Annotated in this window: 15 protein-coding genes; 12 read left to right on the forward strand and 3 right to left on the reverse strand. The window is 54.5% G+C overall.

From position 1 onward, the window contains the following. Positions 1–131: 131 nt before the first annotated feature. A complete protein-coding gene (locus tag MKY58_RS08685; RefSeq protein WP_339324214.1) occupies positions 132–950 on the reverse strand; it encodes an AraC family transcriptional regulator in 819 nt (272 codons plus the stop codon). Positions 951–1,147: 197 nt separating this feature from the next. Here MKY58_RS08685 and MKY58_RS08690 point away from each other — a divergent pair, with 197 nt between their 5' ends. From MKY58_RS08690 to infC, 9 genes are all read left to right on the forward strand, one after another. Then, positions 1,148–2,209, forward strand: a complete 1,062-nt coding sequence (locus MKY58_RS08690) for a Gfo/Idh/MocA family oxidoreductase (RefSeq protein ID WP_339324215.1) — start codon at positions 1,148–1,150, stop codon at positions 2,207–2,209. 28 nt (positions 2,210–2,237) lie between these two features. After that, positions 2,238–3,005 (forward strand): sugar phosphate isomerase/epimerase family protein, encoded by a 768-nt coding sequence (locus MKY58_RS08695; protein ID WP_339324216.1) that lies wholly within the window; start codon positions 2,238–2,240, stop codon positions 3,003–3,005. Next, the gene (locus MKY58_RS08700) at positions 2,998–4,089 is read left to right on the forward strand and encodes a Gfo/Idh/MocA family oxidoreductase (RefSeq protein WP_339324217.1); all 1,092 of its coding nucleotides are present in this window, start codon (positions 2,998–3,000) and stop codon (positions 4,087–4,089) included. Before MKY58_RS08695 ends, MKY58_RS08700 begins: the two co-directional genes overlap by 8 nt. Before the next feature lie 156 nt (positions 4,090–4,245). Beyond that, complete coding sequence (locus MKY58_RS08705; RefSeq protein WP_036707730.1) at positions 4,246–5,214, forward strand: sugar phosphate isomerase/epimerase; 969 nt, start codon at positions 4,246–4,248, stop codon at positions 5,212–5,214. A gap of 13 nt (positions 5,215–5,227) precedes the next feature. Next, the gene (locus tag MKY58_RS08710) at positions 5,228–5,962 is read left to right on the forward strand and encodes a ThuA domain-containing protein (protein ID WP_339324218.1); all 735 of its coding nucleotides are present in this window, start codon (positions 5,228–5,230) and stop codon (positions 5,960–5,962) included. Positions 5,963–6,195: 233 nt separating this feature from the next. Continuing rightward, positions 6,196–6,519, forward strand: a complete 324-nt coding sequence (locus MKY58_RS08715; RefSeq protein ID WP_339324219.1) for a helix-turn-helix domain-containing protein — start codon at positions 6,196–6,198, stop codon at positions 6,517–6,519. A gap of 206 nt (positions 6,520–6,725) precedes the next feature. Beyond that, on the forward strand, positions 6,726–7,442 hold the full coding sequence (locus tag MKY58_RS08720) for a hypothetical protein (protein WP_339324220.1): 717 nt from the start codon (positions 6,726–6,728) through the stop codon (positions 7,440–7,442). 149 nt (positions 7,443–7,591) lie between these two features. Continuing rightward, positions 7,592–8,293, forward strand: coding sequence for a hypothetical protein (locus MKY58_RS08725; protein WP_339324221.1), 702 nt, complete (start codon positions 7,592–7,594; stop codon positions 8,291–8,293). Positions 8,294–8,364: 71 nt separating this feature from the next. Then, positions 8,365–8,838 carry a translation initiation factor IF-3 gene (gene infC, locus MKY58_RS08730; protein ID WP_339324222.1) on the forward strand — a complete coding sequence of 158 codons (474 nt, stop codon included), beginning with the start codon at positions 8,365–8,367 and terminating at the stop codon, positions 8,836–8,838. 137 nt (positions 8,839–8,975) lie between these two features. On the opposite strand, the gene MKY58_RS08735 is transcribed toward infC, so the two are convergent. Beyond that, positions 8,976–9,893 carry a hypothetical protein gene (locus MKY58_RS08735; RefSeq protein WP_339324223.1) on the reverse strand — a complete coding sequence of 306 codons (918 nt, stop codon included), beginning with the start codon at positions 9,891–9,893 and terminating at the stop codon, positions 8,976–8,978. A gap of 459 nt (positions 9,894–10,352) precedes the next feature. Then, entirely contained in the window at positions 10,353–11,069 is a 717-nt protein-coding gene (locus MKY58_RS08740) for a Crp/Fnr family transcriptional regulator (RefSeq protein WP_339324224.1), read from the reverse strand. A 228-nt stretch (positions 11,070–11,297) separates the two neighbouring features. Between MKY58_RS08740 and adhE the strand changes: the two genes are divergently transcribed. From adhE to pflA, 3 genes are all read left to right on the forward strand, one after another. Further along, positions 11,298–13,913 (forward strand): bifunctional acetaldehyde-CoA/alcohol dehydrogenase, encoded by a 2,616-nt coding sequence (adhE, locus tag MKY58_RS08745; RefSeq protein WP_339324225.1) that lies wholly within the window; start codon positions 11,298–11,300, stop codon positions 13,911–13,913. Between the two features lie 485 nt (positions 13,914–14,398). Then, entirely contained in the window at positions 14,399–16,660 is a 2,262-nt protein-coding gene (gene pflB / locus MKY58_RS08750; RefSeq protein ID WP_339324226.1) for a formate C-acetyltransferase, read from the forward strand. Between the two features lie 67 nt (positions 16,661–16,727). Continuing rightward, on the forward strand, positions 16,728–17,465 hold the full coding sequence (gene pflA, locus MKY58_RS08755; protein ID WP_339324227.1) for a pyruvate formate-lyase-activating protein: 738 nt from the start codon (positions 16,728–16,730) through the stop codon (positions 17,463–17,465). Positions 17,466–17,610 lie beyond the last annotated feature (145 nt).

Consider the following 17,610-nt stretch of genomic DNA (forward strand, 5'->3'; position numbering starts at 1 on the left):
TCATGGTTTTCTCCCCGGTTTTATTTTCTTAAGTATATAGAAAAGTACCCCGTAGGGTAGACCTTTTTTTAGGTGTCTACTCTATGGGGTACATTTTAAGGCGGATTCGGCCTCTTTTTCTAAAGCCATCTTTAAATCTGCTCACGGCTGTCCATCCGGAACTCCTTCGGCGATTTCCCGAAGCGGGAGCGAAATACGCGGTGAAAATACGTGTAATTCGCAAACCCGGAGGTTTCGGCGATGTTTTCCAGGGACATCGGGCTGAAAATGATCCTTTCGCGCGCCATGTCGAGCCTGACGTCAAGCGTGTACTGCATGATGCTTTTGCCGAACGCTTCCTTAAACAGATGAACCGCGCGCGAAACGCTGATCCCGACATGGGCGGCCACGTCCTCCAGCTTAAACGACGCCGACGCGTTTTCCTCGATGTAATGCTTGATCCGGTGAGCCAAATACGTTTTCGGCGTCGTGGACGGATGCTCGCGGAGAAGGCGGTCCGTTTCCAGACACAAGATCCGCATATAATACCCCGAAATTTCGGGGTAAGGATTCGAGATTTTACGCTGCTCCAGCACGATCTGCCTAAACAGGCCGATAATCGTCTCGTTAAGCGGGACCCTGATTTTCGTCGGCCGCTTTTGGCGGGCCCACCATTCTTCGATCCAGCTGCCCCCGAAAAAAATATGGTAATCGCCGCTTTCGACCGCCAGCTCGTTTTGGGCGTTCAGCTCTTCGTCGATTTTCAGCTCATAAGGCTCGTCCGGCGAAAAAAGGAGCAGGTCCCCCGCCTCGATGGGGACCATTTCCCCGCCGACGCGGGCCCGGCATCTTCCGTCCGTCTGCAGGCGCATCAAATAATTTTTGACTCCATTCATTTCGCTCATGTAAAAGGGTTTGTGGTGGAATGAAAATCCTGCCGTATAGATATGAACCGATTGATCCGTAGACATACAAATATCTCCTATAGCGTAAGTGGCTTGTCCGCAGGGAACCGCCGATTTTGGTTCGGGAAAAATCCCGGTCAAAAAAATAATGACCAGATTGTTCATGTTTTAATCATATTATTCATTTTAATATAAACGAATTCGGAATACCATGGGTACTAGATTGTTGATTCAACCTTCTACCTCATGAAGGAGCGTGAAGCATGGACACCAAAATGAAAGCAGGCATCGTCGGCTGCGGCAACATCAGCGCCATTTACCTGGAGAACCTGAAAAAAAGCCCCGTTGTCGAAGTGGTGGCCTGCGCCGACGTGGTGCTTGAACGCGCCGCGGCCCGGGCGGAGGAATACGGGGTTGCAAACGCATACACGGCAGCCGAACTGCTGGCCGACCCGGAGATCGAGCTGGTCATTAACCTGACCGTTCCGGGGAGCCATGCCGAAATCGATATCGCCGCGCTGGAAGCGGGCAAACACGTGTACGCCGAAAAACCGCTGGCCGTCTCGCTGGAGGATGGTAAGCGCATACTTCAGACCGCCGAAAGCAAAGGTCTTCGCGTCGGCAGCGCGCCGGACACCTTCCTCGGCTCGGGGATTCAAACGGCCAAAGCGGCCATCGAAGGCGGCATGATCGGCAAGCCGGTGGCGGCCGCAGCCTTTATGATGAGCGGCGGGCCGGAGGGCTGGCATCCGGATCCCGAGTTTTTTTACGCCCCCGGCGGCGGGCCGATGTTCGACATGGGGCCGTATTATTTGACGGCGCTGGCGGAGCTGCTGGGTCCGATGGACCGGATCAGTTCTTCGGCAGGCGCTCCGAGCGCGACGCGAACGATCGGTTCGGGACCGAAGGCCGGCCAGCAAATCCCGGTGCTTACGCCGACGCATCTGGCCGGAACGATCGATTTCAGGCAGGGCGCCATCGCCACCGTGATTACAAGCTTTGACGTCAAAGGCGGCGCAAGCCTGCCTTGGCTCGAAATATACGGCACGGAAGGGACGCTCATCCTTCCCGATCCGAATTTCTTCGACGGGGACGTCAAGCTCCGCCGCAGCGGATCGACCGAGACCGAGACGCTGGCTCCGGCATTCGAATGCGGAAGAAACGAGCGGGGGCTTGGCGTGAACGACATGGTTGCGTCGATCCGGGAAGGCCGCGGCCATCGGGCGAGCGGAGCGCTCGCTTACCATGTGCTTGAAGCCATGCATGCATTCCATACCTCTTCCTTGAAGGGCGAGCATGTAAAGCTGGAGAGCACCCTGCCTTGAAAAAATAAAAAACAGGAGTGAGGCAAACATGTTGAAGCTGGGCTTGCAACTTTATACGGTTCGTGAGCAAATGGAGCAGGATTTTGAGGGGACGCTGAAGAAAGTAGCAGAGCTCGGATATCAAGGCGTGGAATTCCACACCTTTTTCGGGCGCCCCGCGTCCGAGGTGAAAGCGCTTCTCGACCAGTACGGCCTGGTTGCGCTCGGCACGCATACGGGTTACGACCGCATGCTGAATGCCCTCGACGAGGAAATCGCCTACAACAAAGAAGTCGGCAATACCCGCCTGATCGTCCCGTATCTCGGAGCCGAAGACCGCCGTTGGGATGAAGTTTTTGCGAACCTGGAACGCATCGGGCAGCGGTGCGCCGAGCAGCAGGTTACGCTGCTGTACCATAACCACGACTTTGAATTCACCGAGAAGATCGGGGACCAAACCGTATTCGACGCGATGTACGAAAACGTTCCCGAATCATTGCTCCAGATCGAGCTGGACAGCTGCTGGGTGCACTTTGCCGGCTACGACCCGGTCCGCTACATCGAATCCTATGCGGGACGCCTTCCGGTGGTGCATTGGAAGGATGTCCGCAGACAAGAGGACGGTTCCCCGCTGACGGTGGAGCTGGGCGAAGGCGAAGTGGACTTGAAGGCCGTGGCCGAAGCCGCGGACAAAGCGGGCGCGGAATGGATCGTGGTAGAGCAGGATTTCTGCCAAAATCCGCCGCTCGAAGCCATTGCGAAAAGCATGGAATGGATTAAAAACTACGCAAAAAATGGAGGACCTGTTCATGTCTAACACAACCCAAACCTTAAAAATCGCAATCATCGGCTGCGGAGGGATCGCAAACGGAAAACATATGCCGAGCCTCGCAAAGCAGCCGCAAGCGCAAATGGTGGCCTTCTGCGACATCGTGAAGGAACGCGCGGAAAAAGCGGCCAAGGAGTTCGGCACCGAAGACGCGAAAGTGTATACCGACTTCCGTGAGCTGCTCAAAGACGAAAACATCGACGTCGTTCATGTATGTACGCCAAACGATTCCCACTCGGTCATCACCGTAGCGGCTCTGGAATCCGGCAAACATGTTATGTGCGAAAAGCCGATGGCCAAAACCGTGGCGCAAGCCCAGGAAATGCTGGACGCGGCGCGCCGCACGGGCAAAAAGCTGACGATCGGCTACCAAAACCGTTACCGTGCCGACAGCCTGTATTTGAAGCAGCTTTGCGAAGCCGGCGAACTCGGCGACATCTACCTGGGCAAAGCTTTGGCGATCCGCCGCCGCGCGGTTCCGACTTGGGGCGTCTTTTTGGACGAGGAAAAGCAAGGCGGAGGCCCGCTCATCGATATCGGTACGCATGCGCTTGACCTGACGCTGTGGATGATGGACAACTACAAACCGAAAAGCGTGCTCGGTTCCTCGTTCCATAAGCTCGGACAGCGCAAGGACGCGGCCAACGCCTGGGGACCATGGGATCCGGAGCAATTCAAGGTGGAAGACTCCGCTTTCGGCTTCATCACGATGGAAAACGGCGCAACGATCATTTTGGAATCCAGCTGGGCGCTTAACGTCGTGGAAACAGGCGAAGCCAAAACGATCCTTGCAGGCACCGAAGGCGGCGCGGACATGAAGGACGGTCTCCGCATCAACGGAGAAAAGCTGGGACGTTTGTACGACACCAACATCGATTTGCAGGCAGGAGGCGTGGCGTTCTATTCCGGCACGGCCGAAAGCGAGTCGGATCTGGAGCAGAGACTGTGGATCGAGGCGATCCTGGAAGACAAGGAGCCGATCGTCAAACCTGAGCAGGCTTTTGTCGTGACGCAAATTCTGGAAGCGATCTACGAGTCTGCCAGAACGGGTAAAGCCGTATATTTCGAGTAATCCTCGAGATTCATTCATACATTCGACTCACCGTTCCCCATGCAGACGACCTGCCTGGGGTTCGGGCTTCATTTTACGCAAGTTGAAAAGCTTTTCAAAACCGGAAGTTATTGAAGCAACCTTAATTTAAACCCAACGCACAAGGAGGAGTTTACTTTGAAACTAGGCGTATTTATGGTATTGTTCGGCGGTCGCAAGCTGGAGGATGCGCTCGATTACGTGGCGTCCAAAGGTCTGAAGATGGTAGAGATCGGAACGGGCGGAAATCCCGGCAAAGCGCATTGCAATCCGGCCGAGCTGCTCGAAAACGAAGCGAAGCTGAAAGAATTCAAACATGCGGTCGAATCCCGCGGCCTGACGATCAGCGCGCTCAGCTGCCACGGCAACCCGCTTCACCCGCAAAAGCATCTTGCCCAAGCGGATCATGAGGATTTCGTCAATTCGGTGAAACTGGCGGAGAAACTGGGCGTACAGGTCGTCAATACGTTCTCCGGCTGCCCGGGGGACCATGAAAACGCAAAATACCCGAACTGGCCGGTCGCTCCTTGGCCAAACGATTTTCAGGAAATTTTGGCTTGGCAGTGGGAAAACAAGGTCATTCCGTATTGGACGGAACAAGCGAAATTTGCCGCCGACCATAACGTAAAAATCGGTTTGGAACTGCACGGCGGATTTTCGGTGCATACGCCGGCAACGCTGCTTCGTCTGCGCGAAGCCGCTGGCGAGGCGATCGGCGCCAACCTTGATCCGAGCCACATGTGGTGGCAGGGCATCGATCCGGTCCAGGCGATCCACATTTTGGGCCGCGCCGGCGCGATCCACCATTTCCATGCCAAAGATACAGTCATCGATCCGGTCAACGTCAACCGTTTCGGTTTAACGGATATGCAGCCGTACACGAACATGCTGGACCGCGCTTGGCAGTTCCGCAGCGTAGGTTACGGCCACGACGTCAAAACCTGGGCGGACATCATCAGCGCGCTGCGTCTCGTCGGTTACGATTACGCGGTCAGCATCGAGCATGAAGACGGCCTGATGTCCATCGAAGAAGGTTTCTCCAAAGCGGTAGCCAATTTGCAGCAGGTATTGATCGAAGAGTCGCTTGGCGACATGTGGTGGGTATAAGGAGGAAAACAACATGATCAACGTAACCATTTGGAACGAGTTCGTCCACGAAAAAATTCACGATGCCGTCAAAGCCGTTTACCCAAACGGCATCCATACGGCGCTTGCCCAAGGCATCCAGCAGGACGGTTTTGCCATTGAGACCGCCACGCTGGAGGAACCGGAGCACGGATTGACCGAAGAAGTGCTGAACCGGACGGACGTGCTGATTTGGTGGGGGCATATGGCTCATGACAAGGTCAGCGACGACATCGTGGCGCGCGTCAAACAGCGCGTTTTGGACGGCATGGGATTGGTCGTGCTGCATTCCGGGCATTTCTCAAAAATCTTCAAAGCTTTGATGGGTACGTCCTGCGATTTGAAATGGCGCGAAGCGGAGGAGCAGGAAATCATCTGGAACGTGAATCCTTCCCATCCGATCGCCGAAGGCATCGGCGAAAAGATTATCCTCGACCATGAAGAAATGTACGGCGAATATTTCGACATCCCTACGCCGGACGAAATCGTGTTTATCAGCAATTTCGAAGGCGGCGAAGTATTCCGAAGCGGATGCACCTTCCGTCGTGGGCGCGGCAAAATTTTCTACTTCCGTCCCGGACATGAAACGCATCCGACCTATTTCCATCCCGGGGTTTTGAAAGTGATCGCCAACGGCGTCAAATGGGCGGCTCCGGCTCCCGGCGAAGCGTTGCGGTTCGGCCATTCCCCGCAGCCGGTAAGAGAGTTCGCGAAAGGGACCGTGGTGTAGCATACGGAAGGCGACTTCTCACAAGGCGGAAGAAAACGGCGGCAGCTGATGCTGCCGTTTTTTCGTTGGCGGGGGGCGGCCGATCCTGCGATTTGGGAAGGATTTTCAAGCCTGGATTCGGATCTGCGAGTTTTCTTTTGCAGGGGAATGTGGTAAAATTGATACATACTAACTTAATGTAAGCTTTCATGAGACATTAACTGTTTGCATGGATCCTGTAAAGAGGTGAGAACATGAAGGATCAGGATTTCAGTATGTGTCCGCGGTTTGAAACGGCTTTTTCCGTATTGGGAAAGCGTTGGAACGGGCTCATTATCTATTCGCTGATGAACGGACCGAAACGGTTCAAGGATATATCGCATATCATTCCATCCATGAGCGACAAAATGCTGTCCGAACGTATGAAAGACTTGGAAAATGAGGGCATCTTGGAACGCCATGTTTATCCCGAAACGCCGGTTCGGATCGAATACGAACTGACCGAAAAAGGAAAAGCGCTGCAGCCGGTGATGGACCAGGTTCAACATTGGGCCGAACAATGGGTCGAACTGGATTGAGCTGCCTAATCTCAACCGTGACGATAAACCTTCTCTAATTTTTAGAGGAGGTTTTTGGCGTTGGACAGGCGTTTGGCGTCGTGTCGATATTTCGCGAAACCTGGATTTTTATGTTATTTTTAGGTTAAGACTTGCACCTTCCGGCGGCATCTGTAGTATAATTGGTAAATAAACTGCCTTTTCGGCGCTTAAGGAGGCGGAGAACGATGAGAAAAATAGTACTTTCCCAAGCGATAAGGTATGGCAAAGAGGATGTCAACGAACTTGAAAGCGCTTCTATTAAAGTGCGGAAGATTTACGATAAAACGATCTCGATGCTGGCGCAGCATGTACCGGATTCCGTGTGGAAGTATTGGGCCTGCCCGAGGCCTGCTCAGGAACCGTACTCCGAAGGCGGAGAACATGGCGGCACGGTGTTTCAAAAGTGGATTCAGAGCCCGTCCGGCTGGAAGTGCATCGGCTGCGAGCGCCATTACGTAGAAAGCCTGGATGCTCCGGGAGAGAAGGAGCGGCAGGGCAAACACGAATACGTTTTTCATAACGGCAGTCTTCAAAGCATGATGTTGCAGCTCCTCATTTGGTCGCAATTCGAAGAAATATCGTTGTTCCATCCCGTTTTAGGCGATGCCCCCTTTTACGACGACGAAGAGATGGAGGTCATCTCTGCTTATTTCGTGCCCACGTACGTCACCCCGATTCCTTTCGAACAATCCGGCAAACCTTTCAAAAAACACAATACGCGGGTTCCCGTCTATCAGGAACTGATTTCCGCGCCTCCATTGCTGCTTCATTTGGACGGCGAAGTTCTGGAGGGGACGTGGATGACAGGCGTTTATGTCGACCGCGGCCATTTCCTCGGTTTAGGGCCTTATTTGAAAAATACGGATGGGACGAGAACGTTCATGCAGGCGCTGATCCATTGAATTTTTGGTCTAAACCTGTCTAACCCCTGTCGAAAACGATCGCTTGACTATGTTAAAATAGAGTTCTCAGGATGAGGACTCTATTTTGGTTCATAGAAGCCAACGACGTTAATGCACCATGCAATGAATAAACAAAGGTGGTGCCCGGAATGGGGAACAGCTTCAAAAAGGCAATCGTTTTCATCGCCGTCCTGTCGGTAATCCTGGCGGGATGCGATGGCAGCAAATCCAAAGATTCGGCGGGCGTGGCATCCGGAGAAGCCTTTTCGCCGATATTGATTTCCGAAAAGGACGATTTCTTCTCTCCGGACACGATCCGCGACATCGAAAAATATTTGGAGCAGGGAATCTCGATCCGGGAATGCTTGAAAAAAAGCGGGATCGTGACCTTCGCGGAGGACGGAAGCATCCTTTCGATCAGCCAGGTCTCGCTGTCTTCGGCCTTTGTGTGGGGGATCGAGCTCAACGACAAAAAGCTTGGAAAGGACAAGCTGGATACGGTGCTCAAGGAAAACGACGAGCTTGGCATTTCCATCGAACCGACGGATCCCAAAGCGAAGGAAGTCAAATATTCCGTGCTGAAAATCAACGGCGGAACCATACAGCCGTCGATTTCGCATACGTACATCCTGCCGTATGCCGAAAACGAAAATGTGCGCGACATGCTGATGGGGACGGATTTCGTCGAACTGACGGTCAACAAACGGATGGTTCATTCCGTGAAGGGCTACGTATCCAAATCGGTGGAAAAATGGGTGATCAAAGTAAACGGCAAGGAACTTGCCGAGGACGGTTTCGACATGAAGCTGTCGCCGCGGGACGAAGTGGAAATCAAGCTGGACCGGGCCTAGCGGCGGCTTAATCGGCGAGTACGGTCGGTGCTGCAACAAATACATAGACGTGGGACGGGGGTGTTGCGAACATGCTGATGAACGAAAAAATCAAGGTGTCGGAGGTGGAGCTGACGGGGATAAACGGAGAACCCCTCGGCATTATGCCCACCTCCGAAGCGCTGGCCTTGGCCAAAAAGCTTAAAGTCGACTTGGTCTGCACCTCTTTGATGAGCAGTCCTCCCCCGTGCAAGCTGATCGGGGCGGGAGACGCCAAAAGGGAAAAACAGCAGGCGAAAGCGGCAGAACGCGGGATGAAGGTCAAAGAGATCCGGCTGACCCCGCAGATCGAAGAGCATGACTTCGAAACGAAGCTGCGGCAGGCGGAAAAAACGTTGAAGTCCGGCAATGCCGTTCTGTTCGTCATCCGGATCAAAGGCAAGGAAGGGGCGGCCGCGAAGGAGCTTCTGGAACGGCTGATCACGGATCTGAAGGAGGCGGGAACCAAAATGTCGGGAATCCAGCTGAGCGGAAAACAGGCTTCCGTACAGCTTCATCCGCGCTAAAACGGATTACCTGCAAAGGATTCGCGCCCAGTTGTTCATGGACGAAACGCGGACCGGACAAATGGTCATCAAAAGAAATGCCGTCATAAAAAGGGATGTACGCAAGTGGGAACGAAAACCGGCGTACATCCCTTTTTTTATTGTTTCATCTCCCGCCAGCCGTCGAAATCGTGAATGGCGATGCCGGCGTAGGAAGGATGGTTTTTAACCATGTCGTGAAGTTTGGCGATCTGCTCGTTCATCGCGCCGGCTCCTTCTTCATGGAACGTCAGGAAATCGCCTTCGCGGCTGGGGTTGGTTTCGACGGCAGCCAAAACCGTTTTGCCGAGGGCGGCTGCATCCTTGAACGTGTCTTCGGCGATGCCGCCGATGGCTTGGGCCGTGTCGCGGTAAGACATGACCGTTACCGAGTCGAACTGCCCGATCATAAAGCGGTCGAGCGGCGTCTTGCCGTCCGAAGCCGCGTTGTTGCCGAGCCAGAACGGGATATCGGCCGAAAGCGGCAGCTTCATGCGGTCCGCTTCGGTTCGGAGGTATTGCACGTTGCTTTCCCACTGCTTGATGACGTCCGAGCGGTTTGTTTTCCACTCCGGAAGCAGATGAGGTTCGATATCGACGTGAATGCCGTGAAATCGTTCGCTTGCTTCCGCCGCTTGTTGGTAGGTTTGCACCCAGGCCAGAAAATCCGCGATCTCTTGCCGCTTCCACGCAAGTCCCCATTCCGGGGCGCCGTCCAGCGCATCCACTTTGATGCCGAGGCCGGCCGCTTGCTTGATGAAACTCTGATAATCAGAGGCGGGGATGTCGGGGTTCACTTGCAAATAAACGAGGTTCGCGCCATGTTCGCCGAGAAACGACAACACCTCCTGCGGATCCCGCCGGATCCAGTCGGTAGTCCACAGCCAGGTGGCTTTTTGGTACGCCGGCTGCGCCGCAGCCTCCGGAGCGATTCCGGGAGGAGACGACAAAGCCGTGCCTTGCGCCGTACCGGATGCCATCGAACCTATGAAGGTAATGACCATCAAAATCCGCCGAATCCATGTTTCTGCCATCATGTTATTCACTCCTTATCCGACCTGTATGCCTAATCCTCGATGTTTCCTTTCGTTTGGAAGGGATAAGAGGATTCGGGCCTTTAAGTTCAGCGCCGGAACCTGCAGGATAGTCCTTCCGGGGCAGATTCGGGGTCTCCGGTCCTTCAGGCGCCGAACGATGATCGGTTGATGTTGTAGGAAGATATGCGCAAGCAAAATAAGACTTAAGAAATGCGCAACATGATGTTCATCGGTTCTTTTATCTGAAAGCTTTATAGGTCTTTAGGATTAAAAATGGGAATAATGAGCCCTGATGATGACATATTTAGCCGTTTTGAGGAAAGGAAGCTAAAAAGGCTTAGACATGATTCAGTTAGGGGACATATGGGACGTTTTGCATATGGAAAAGCCTCCGGAGACCCGATGCGGTCCCGGAAGCTTGGAGTTGACGTATCGTAGATATCGGCGGCCGCCTGCCGGTCAAATGCGGCAAATTTCTTTCGGGCACAGCTCGCAATGGCAAATATCCTGCAGCATTTCAAGGTCTTTGATGACGATCAGGCCGTTTTCATACTCGATTGCGTTTTTTTTGCGGAGATCGCCGAGCAGGCGGTTGACGCTTTCGCGCGTCGAACCGATCATGTTGGAAAGATCCGTATGGGTGATTTTTTTGTTGATCAAAATGCCGTCGCCACGCTCTTCGCCGTACGTGTTGCTGAGCCGGATCAGCGTCGAGCAGAGCGCTCCCGGCTTGCCGTACATCATCAGATCGCGGAATTTGGTCTGGGTCAGCCGGTGATGGATGCCCATCCATTTCATGAAATCGAGCGCAAAGTCGCAGTGCTGGCAGATCAGCGATTCCAGGTCTTTATGATCGATAACGCCGACGACGCTTTCTTCCATCACTTCGGCGGTATAGGTTTGCTTATGGCTGAAAAAGGGGTCGGCATGGCCAACGATGTCCCCCGTCTGGTACACGTACAAAATCAGCTCTTTGCCTTCATCCGTGGATTTGGTCAGCTGGACGCGTCCGCTTTTGACGTAATAGAGCTTATCCGAGCTGTCGCCTTCCCAAAACAGATGGGAGCCTTCGGGTACGGTCCGGTCATGCATGACAGCCATCAGCCGATCCAGGTTTTGTTCGGAGAAGCAGCTTGCGTTCCCGCGGGTTTCGATCACGTTCAGTTGGTTGCTCATACTCGTTATCCCCTTTATCTCTTTCATTTTTAAAATAAATTTTAAGTAAATTATAACCTGAAAAATTTGGTTTTTGGGGACTTTGAAGCCCGAAAAAGTGTCGAAATTCCGAATTTGTGATAATTTTCACTTAATCGTGTGAAAAACATCACCTCCGGGCGTTACCCGGTTTTGTTATGATCGGGCCAGAGAGAATAGTTTTCAAAAAAACCCGGAAGGATGAGAGACATGGCTGTTAAAAAAGAACCCGTAGAAGCACCGCAACCGGCGCCGGAAGCGTATATCCGGACCCTGATCGACAAAGCCAACGAGGCGCAAAAGAAGTTCATGGACATGACGCAGGAGCAGGTGGACGAGGTCGTTCAGGCGATGGCCCTGGCAGGGCTCGACCAGCATATGCGGCTGGCCCGGATGGCCGTCGACGAAACCGGCAGAGGCGTATACGAAGACAAAATCACCAAAAACATGTTTTCCACCGAATACATTTACCACAGCATCAAATACGAAAAAACGGTAGGCGTCATCGAGGATAACCCGTATGAAAGCTATCAAAAAATCGCCGAACCCGTCGGCATCATCATGGGGATCACGCCGGTAACCAACCCGACGTCCACGACGATGTTTAAGGCGCTGATTTCGATCAAAACCCGCAACCCGATCATTTTCGGCTTTCACCCGTCGGCACAGCAGTGCAGCCGCGAGGCGGCGAAAATCATGCTGGAGGCGGCGGTAAAGCACGGCGCTCCGGCCGATTGCATCCAGTGGATCGAAGAGCCGAGCATGGAAAAAACGAACGCGCTGATGAACCATCCCGACGTGGCGCTCATTTTGGCGACGGGAGGTTCGGGCATGGTGCGCGCCGCCTACAGCTGCGGCAAACCGGCTCTTGGGGTCGGTCCGGGCAACGTGCCTTGCTTCATCGAAAAATCGGCGGATATCGACCAGGCGGTCACCGACCTCATTTTGTCCAAGTCGTTCGATAACGGGATGATTTGCGCTTCGGAGCAGGCGGTCATCATCGAGGAGCCGATCTTCGATGCGGTCAAAAAGAAAATGATCGCAAACGGCTGCTACTTCGTCAATAAGGAAGAAACCGCCAAGCTGACGGCTGGCGCCATCAACCTGGAAAAATGCGCGGTCAACCCGGCCATCGTCGGCCAATCCGCGGTGAAGATCGCGGAAATATGCGGTTTCAGCGTGCCGGCGGGAACCAAAATTTTGGTGGCCGAAATCGAAGGCGTCGGTCCGAAGTACCCGCTGTCCGCGGAAAAACTCAGCCCGGTGCTGGCCTGTTACAAAGTCAAAAACGCGGCAGAGGGCATCCAGCGTGCGGCGGAGGTCGTCGCGTTCGGCGGGATGGGACATTCGTCGGTCATCCACTCGCATGACGAGGCAGTGATTTCGGCCTTTTCGGACCGGCTGCAGACCGGGCGGATCATCGTCAATTCGCCGTCGACCCACGGGGCGATCGGGGACATTTACAACACGAACCTGCCTTCGCTGACGCTCGGCTGCGGGTCGTACGGCCGGAATTCGACGTCTTCGAACGTCACCGCGGTCAATCTCATCAACATTAAAAGGGTGGCGCGCCGTACCGTGAATATGCAATGGTTCAAAGTACCGGATAAAATTTATTTTGAAAAAGGGGCAACGCAATATTTGGCCAAAATGCCGGACATCAGCCGGATCGCGATCGTGACCGACGAGATGATGGTGAAGCTGGGATATGTCGAAAGGGTCGAATATTTCCTGCGCCAGCGCCAAAATCCGGTCGTCATCGAAGTGTTTTCGGAAGTGGAGCCCGATCCGTCGACGGCGACGGTGGACAGGGGCACCGAGATGATGAGACGGTTCCAGCCGGACTGCATCATTGCGCTCGGCGGGGGCTCGCCGATGGACGCGGCCAAAGCGATGTGGCTGTTCTACGAATATCCGGACACCGATTTTTCGAACCTGAAACAGAAGTTCATGGACATCCGCAAACGGATCTACAAATATCCGCGCCTCGGGCAAAAGGCCAAATTCGTCGCCATTCCGACGACTTCGGGCACGGGATCGGAAGTCACCTCGTTTGCCGTCATCACGGACAAAAACCAAGGAAACACGAAATACCCGCTTGCGGACTACGAGTTGACGCCGGACGTCGCGATCGTCGATCCGGAATTCGTGTACACCCTGCCGAAAACGGCGGTGGCCGATACGGGCATGGACGTGCTCACGCATGCAATCGAAGCGTATGTCTCGGTGATGGCTAGCGATTATACGGACGGCCTGGCGATCAAAGCGATCCAGCTCGTCTTCCAATACCTTGAAAAGTCCGCGCTGACCGGCGACAAGATCGCCCGGGAGAAAATGCACAATGCCTCGACGCTTGCCGGCATGGCTTTCGCCAACGCGTTCCTGGGAATCAACCACAGCCTGGCGCATAAATGGGGCGGGGAATATCATACGGCCCACGGCCGGACCAATGCGATCCTGATGCCGCACGTCATCCGCTACAACGCGAAAAAACCGACCAAGTTCGCGTCGTTCCCGAAATATTCGCATTTCGTCGCCGACGAGCGGTATGCGGAAATCGCGCGCATTTTGGGATTGCCTGCCCGCACGACGGAGGAAGGCGTAAACAGCCTGATCCAGGCCATACGGAAGTTGAACAAGGCGCTTGGCATTGAGGAATCGTTCCAGGAGCTCGGATTTGACGCCAAAGCGTTCGAAGCCAAGGTCGATTATTTGGCGGACCGCGCCTTCGAGGACCAATGCACGACGGCGAATCCGAAGCTGCCGCTCGTATCGGAGCTGGCGGACATTTACCGGAACGCTTTTTACGGGCGGTTCGAAGAATAAGCGAAGCGGGAGCTGGCGGCGGATCGGGGAAGCGGGACGTATTTGCTTGCTGACCGCGCCGCCCGCTTATCCCCGAACAGGCTGCCGCCCAATGCGGACCGCATCCTTTGCAGGCGCGTGAAATCGACCTCCTCCTTAGGAAGACCGCCTGCAAAGTGATGTTTATCACAGCCGTTTTGTCGGAAGTTTTTTACACTGGACTTGTAAACGAGGATTTTGTCAATCATCCGAAAAAATGACTTTCGGTCCGCGATTTGATTTATGGAAGCGAAGCGGTTTCGTTCCATAAAATGTACCCGGAAGCGACTGCCATCGGATGCTGCAAAATCCTGAGCAAGACTGCCGCATCGAGGAGAGCAAGCAGCATAAAAGCAGGATCAGATGGAGCAAGACAATAGCAAGATCAAATTTTCAACTAAGTGAAATAAATCACAAAAAATATCCATCGATGCGGCATTTACATCCTCAAAAACGGAGGGATTCCAATGTCTGTGCTGGAACAAGACGTACAAACCATGCAAACGGGCTGGCGGGGTTTCAAAAAAGGGAACTGGATGCACAAAGTCAACGTCAACGACTTTATCGAGCGGAATATCCGCCCGTACCTGGGGGACGAGGGATTTTTGCAGGGGCCGACGGACGATACGACCGAGCTGTGGAAGATCGTCTCCGATTTGACGAAAAAGGAGAGGGAAAACGGCGGCGTCCTGGACGTCGACGTCCATACGCCTTCCACGATCCTGTCCCACGGGCCGGGATATTTGGACAAAGAGAAGGAGCAAATCGTCGGCGTCCAGACCGACGCTCCGTTCAAGCGGTCCATTCAGCCATTCGGCGGCATCCGCATGATGGTGGATGCATGCAAAGCGTACGGGTTTGAACTTCCGCAAGAGCTGATCGACCTATTCACGAATATCCGCAAAACGCATAACCAGGGCGTCTTTGACGCTTACACGACCGAGATGCGGGCTGCGCGCAAAGCGGGCATCATCACGGGCTTGCCCGATGCTTACGGCCGCGGCCGGATTATCGGCGACTACCGCCGCGTTGCCTTGTACGGCGTCGATTTCCTCGTTACGCAGAAAAAACAGGAGCTGCTCGAACTAGAGGTGGACGCCATGGAAGAAGACGTCATTCGCCTGCGGGAGGAATTGTCCGAACAAATCCGTGCCCTCGGGGAGCTGAAGCGGATGGCCGAAATGCACGGATACGACATTTCCAAACCGGCGCAAAACGCCAAAGAAGCTTTCCAGTGGCTGTATTTCGGTTATTTGGCGGCCATCAAGGAGCAAAACGGCGCCGCGATGTCGCTTGGCCGCGTATCTTCGTTCCTCGATATTTACATCGAACGGGATCTGGAGGAAGGCACGCTGACCGAAACGCAGGCGCAGGAGCTCGTCGACCATTTCGTCATGAAGCTTCGCATCGTGAAGTTCCTCCGGACGCCGGACTACAACGAGCTGTTCAGCGGCGACCCGACCTGGGTGACGGAATCGATCGGCGGGATGTCGGTCAACGGCCAAACCCGGGTGACGAAAAACAGCTTCCGTTTCCTGCATACGCTGTACAATTTGGGACCCGCGCCTGAACCGAACCTGACGGTATTATGGTCGGAGAAGCTGCCGGAAGCCTTCAAAAAATATTGCGCGAAGGTATCGATCGAGACCAGCTCCATCCAATATGAAAACGACGATCTGATGCGCCCGATCTACGGAGACGACTACGGAATCGCCTGCTGCGTATCCGCGATGCGGATCGGCAAGCAAATGCAGTTTTTCGGGGCGCGGGCCAACCTGGCGAAATGTTTGCTGTACGCGATCAACGGCGGCGTCGACGAAAAGTCCGGCGCGCAGGTCGGACCGGAATATCCGGCGATCACCTCCGAGGTCCTCTCGTACGACGAAGTGGTCAAACGGCTGAAGCCGATGATGGAATGGTTGGCGAAGCTGTACATGAACTCGCTGAACGTCATCCATTACATGCATGACAAATATTGCTACGAACGCATCGAGATGGCGCTGCACGACCGCGACATCCTCCGTACGATGGCCTGCGGCATCGCAGGGTTGTCCGTGGCGGCCGATTCGCTGAGCGCGATCAAACACGCCAAGGTCCGGCCGGTCCGCAACGAACAGGGCATCGCCGTCGATTTCGAAATCGAAGGGGAATACCCATGCTACGGCAACAACGACGACCGGGTGGACCAAATCGCCGTCTGGCTGGTGGAAACGTTCATGAGCATGATCCGGAAACATAAAGCGTACCGGAACGCGCTGCCGACCCAGTCGATTCTCACCATCACGTCGAACGTCGTATACGGCAAAAAAACCGGGACGACCCCGGACGGCCGCAAAGCGGGCGAGCCGTTTGCGCCTGGCGCGAATCCGATGCACGGACGGGACAAAAAAGGGGCGCTCGCTTCCCTCAGCTCGGTAGCCAAACTGCCTTACGAGGAAAGCCTGGACGGCATCTCCAACACGTTTTCGATCGTGCCGAAAGCGCTCGGCAAAGAGCCGGAGACCCGCAAATCGAACCTCGTATCGATGCTTGACGGATATTTCGGCAGCAAGGCGCATCATTTGAACGTCAACGTATTCGACCGCGAGCAGCTCATCGACGCGATGGAACATCCGGAAAATTATCCGCAGCTGACGATTCGCGTGTCGGGTTACGCCGTCAACTTCGTGAAGCTGACCCGGGAGCAGCAGCTTGACGTGATCAACCGCACGTTCCACGGATCCATGTAAGAAACGGGAAAACAGGCGGGCTCCCGGCCTGCCGGAACCGATAGCGGATGCGGAAAGGGTGACTTCAATGATCAAGGGACATATCCACTCCATGGAAACCTTCGGAACCGTCGACGGGCCGGGCATCCGCTTTGTTCTTTTCATGCAAGGCTGCCTGCTGAAATGCCAGTATTGCCATAACCCGGATACGTGGGCGCTGGACGGCGGCAAAGAAATGACGGTGGAAGAAGCGTTGTCCGAAATCGAGCCGTATTTGCCGTATTACCGGGCATCCGGCGGCGGACTCACGGTTTCCGGCGGCGAACCTACGCTGCAGTCGCATTTTGTGGCGGAACTGTTTCAGGAAGCGAAAAAACGCTGGAACCTGCACACCGCGCTGGACAGCAACGGATTTAACGAAGCGGAGCGAATCCGCCGGCTGCTGGACGTCACGGACCTGGTGTTGCTGGACATCAAGCATATCGATGACGCCAAGCATATCCAGCTGACGGGCAAATCCAACGAACGAACGCTGCAGACGGCGAAGTGGCTGTCGGAGCACGGGCGCAGCATGTGGATCAGGCATGTATACGTTCCCGGCATCCACGACGACGAGGAGGATTTGCTCCGGCTCGGCCGTTTCATCGGCACGCTCCGCGGCGTCGAAAAATTCGAAATCCTTCCTTACCACCAGATGGGCGTCTACAAATGGGAGGCGCTTGGCAAAACTTATCCTTTGCAAGGCGTCCCGAGCCCTACCGACGATGAGGTCGAGCGGGCCTACCGCTTGATCGAAGCGGGGCGAAAGCAAACCGGAACCGGTTAACCGGGCCGGACCTGAAGAGCTCTTTTCTGCAAAAGAAAAGGGCTCTTCGTTCGATTTCTGCCGGGGGCAAGGACTTCGAGGAGGGGGGCATTTTTGCGAAATTTCAAGCCCAGTAGAGATTTTTATCCCCAAAATAGCAGATTGT

The sequence above is a fragment of the Paenibacillus sp. FSL W8-0194 genome (assembly GCF_037969745.1).
Taxonomy (GTDB): Bacteria; Bacillota; Bacilli; order Paenibacillales; family Paenibacillaceae; genus Paenibacillus_AQ; species Paenibacillus_AQ cookii.

Bases quoted from the DNA above. Each gene is read 5' to 3' on its own strand.
- MKY58_RS08685 (WP_339324214.1), bottom strand. From the start codon at position 950: ATGTCTACGGATCAATCGGTTCATATCTATACGGCAGGATTTTCATTC.
- MKY58_RS08690 (WP_339324215.1), top strand. From the start codon at position 1,148: ATGGACACCAAAATGAAAGCAGGCATCGTCGGCTGCGGCAACATCAGC.
- MKY58_RS08695 (WP_339324216.1), top strand. From the start codon at position 2,238: ATGTTGAAGCTGGGCTTGCAACTTTATACGGTTCGTGAGCAAATGGAG.
- MKY58_RS08700 (WP_339324217.1), top strand. From the start codon at position 2,998: ATGTCTAACACAACCCAAACCTTAAAAATCGCAATCATCGGCTGCGGA.
- MKY58_RS08710 (WP_339324218.1), top strand. From the start codon at position 5,228: ATGATCAACGTAACCATTTGGAACGAGTTCGTCCACGAAAAAATTCAC.
- MKY58_RS08715 (WP_339324219.1), top strand. From the start codon at position 6,196: ATGAAGGATCAGGATTTCAGTATGTGTCCGCGGTTTGAAACGGCTTTT.
- MKY58_RS08720 (WP_339324220.1), top strand. From the start codon at position 6,726: ATGAGAAAAATAGTACTTTCCCAAGCGATAAGGTATGGCAAAGAGGAT.
- MKY58_RS08725 (WP_339324221.1), top strand. From the start codon at position 7,592: ATGGGGAACAGCTTCAAAAAGGCAATCGTTTTCATCGCCGTCCTGTCG.
- infC (WP_339324222.1), top strand. From the start codon at position 8,365: ATGCTGATGAACGAAAAAATCAAGGTGTCGGAGGTGGAGCTGACGGGG.
- MKY58_RS08735 (WP_339324223.1), bottom strand. From the start codon at position 9,893: ATGATGGCAGAAACATGGATTCGGCGGATTTTGATGGTCATTACCTTC.
- MKY58_RS08740 (WP_339324224.1), bottom strand. From the start codon at position 11,069: ATGAGCAACCAACTGAACGTGATCGAAACCCGCGGGAACGCAAGCTGC.
- adhE (WP_339324225.1), top strand. From the start codon at position 11,298: ATGGCTGTTAAAAAAGAACCCGTAGAAGCACCGCAACCGGCGCCGGAA.
- pflB (WP_339324226.1), top strand. From the start codon at position 14,399: ATGTCTGTGCTGGAACAAGACGTACAAACCATGCAAACGGGCTGGCGG.
- pflA (WP_339324227.1), top strand. From the start codon at position 16,728: ATGATCAAGGGACATATCCACTCCATGGAAACCTTCGGAACCGTCGAC.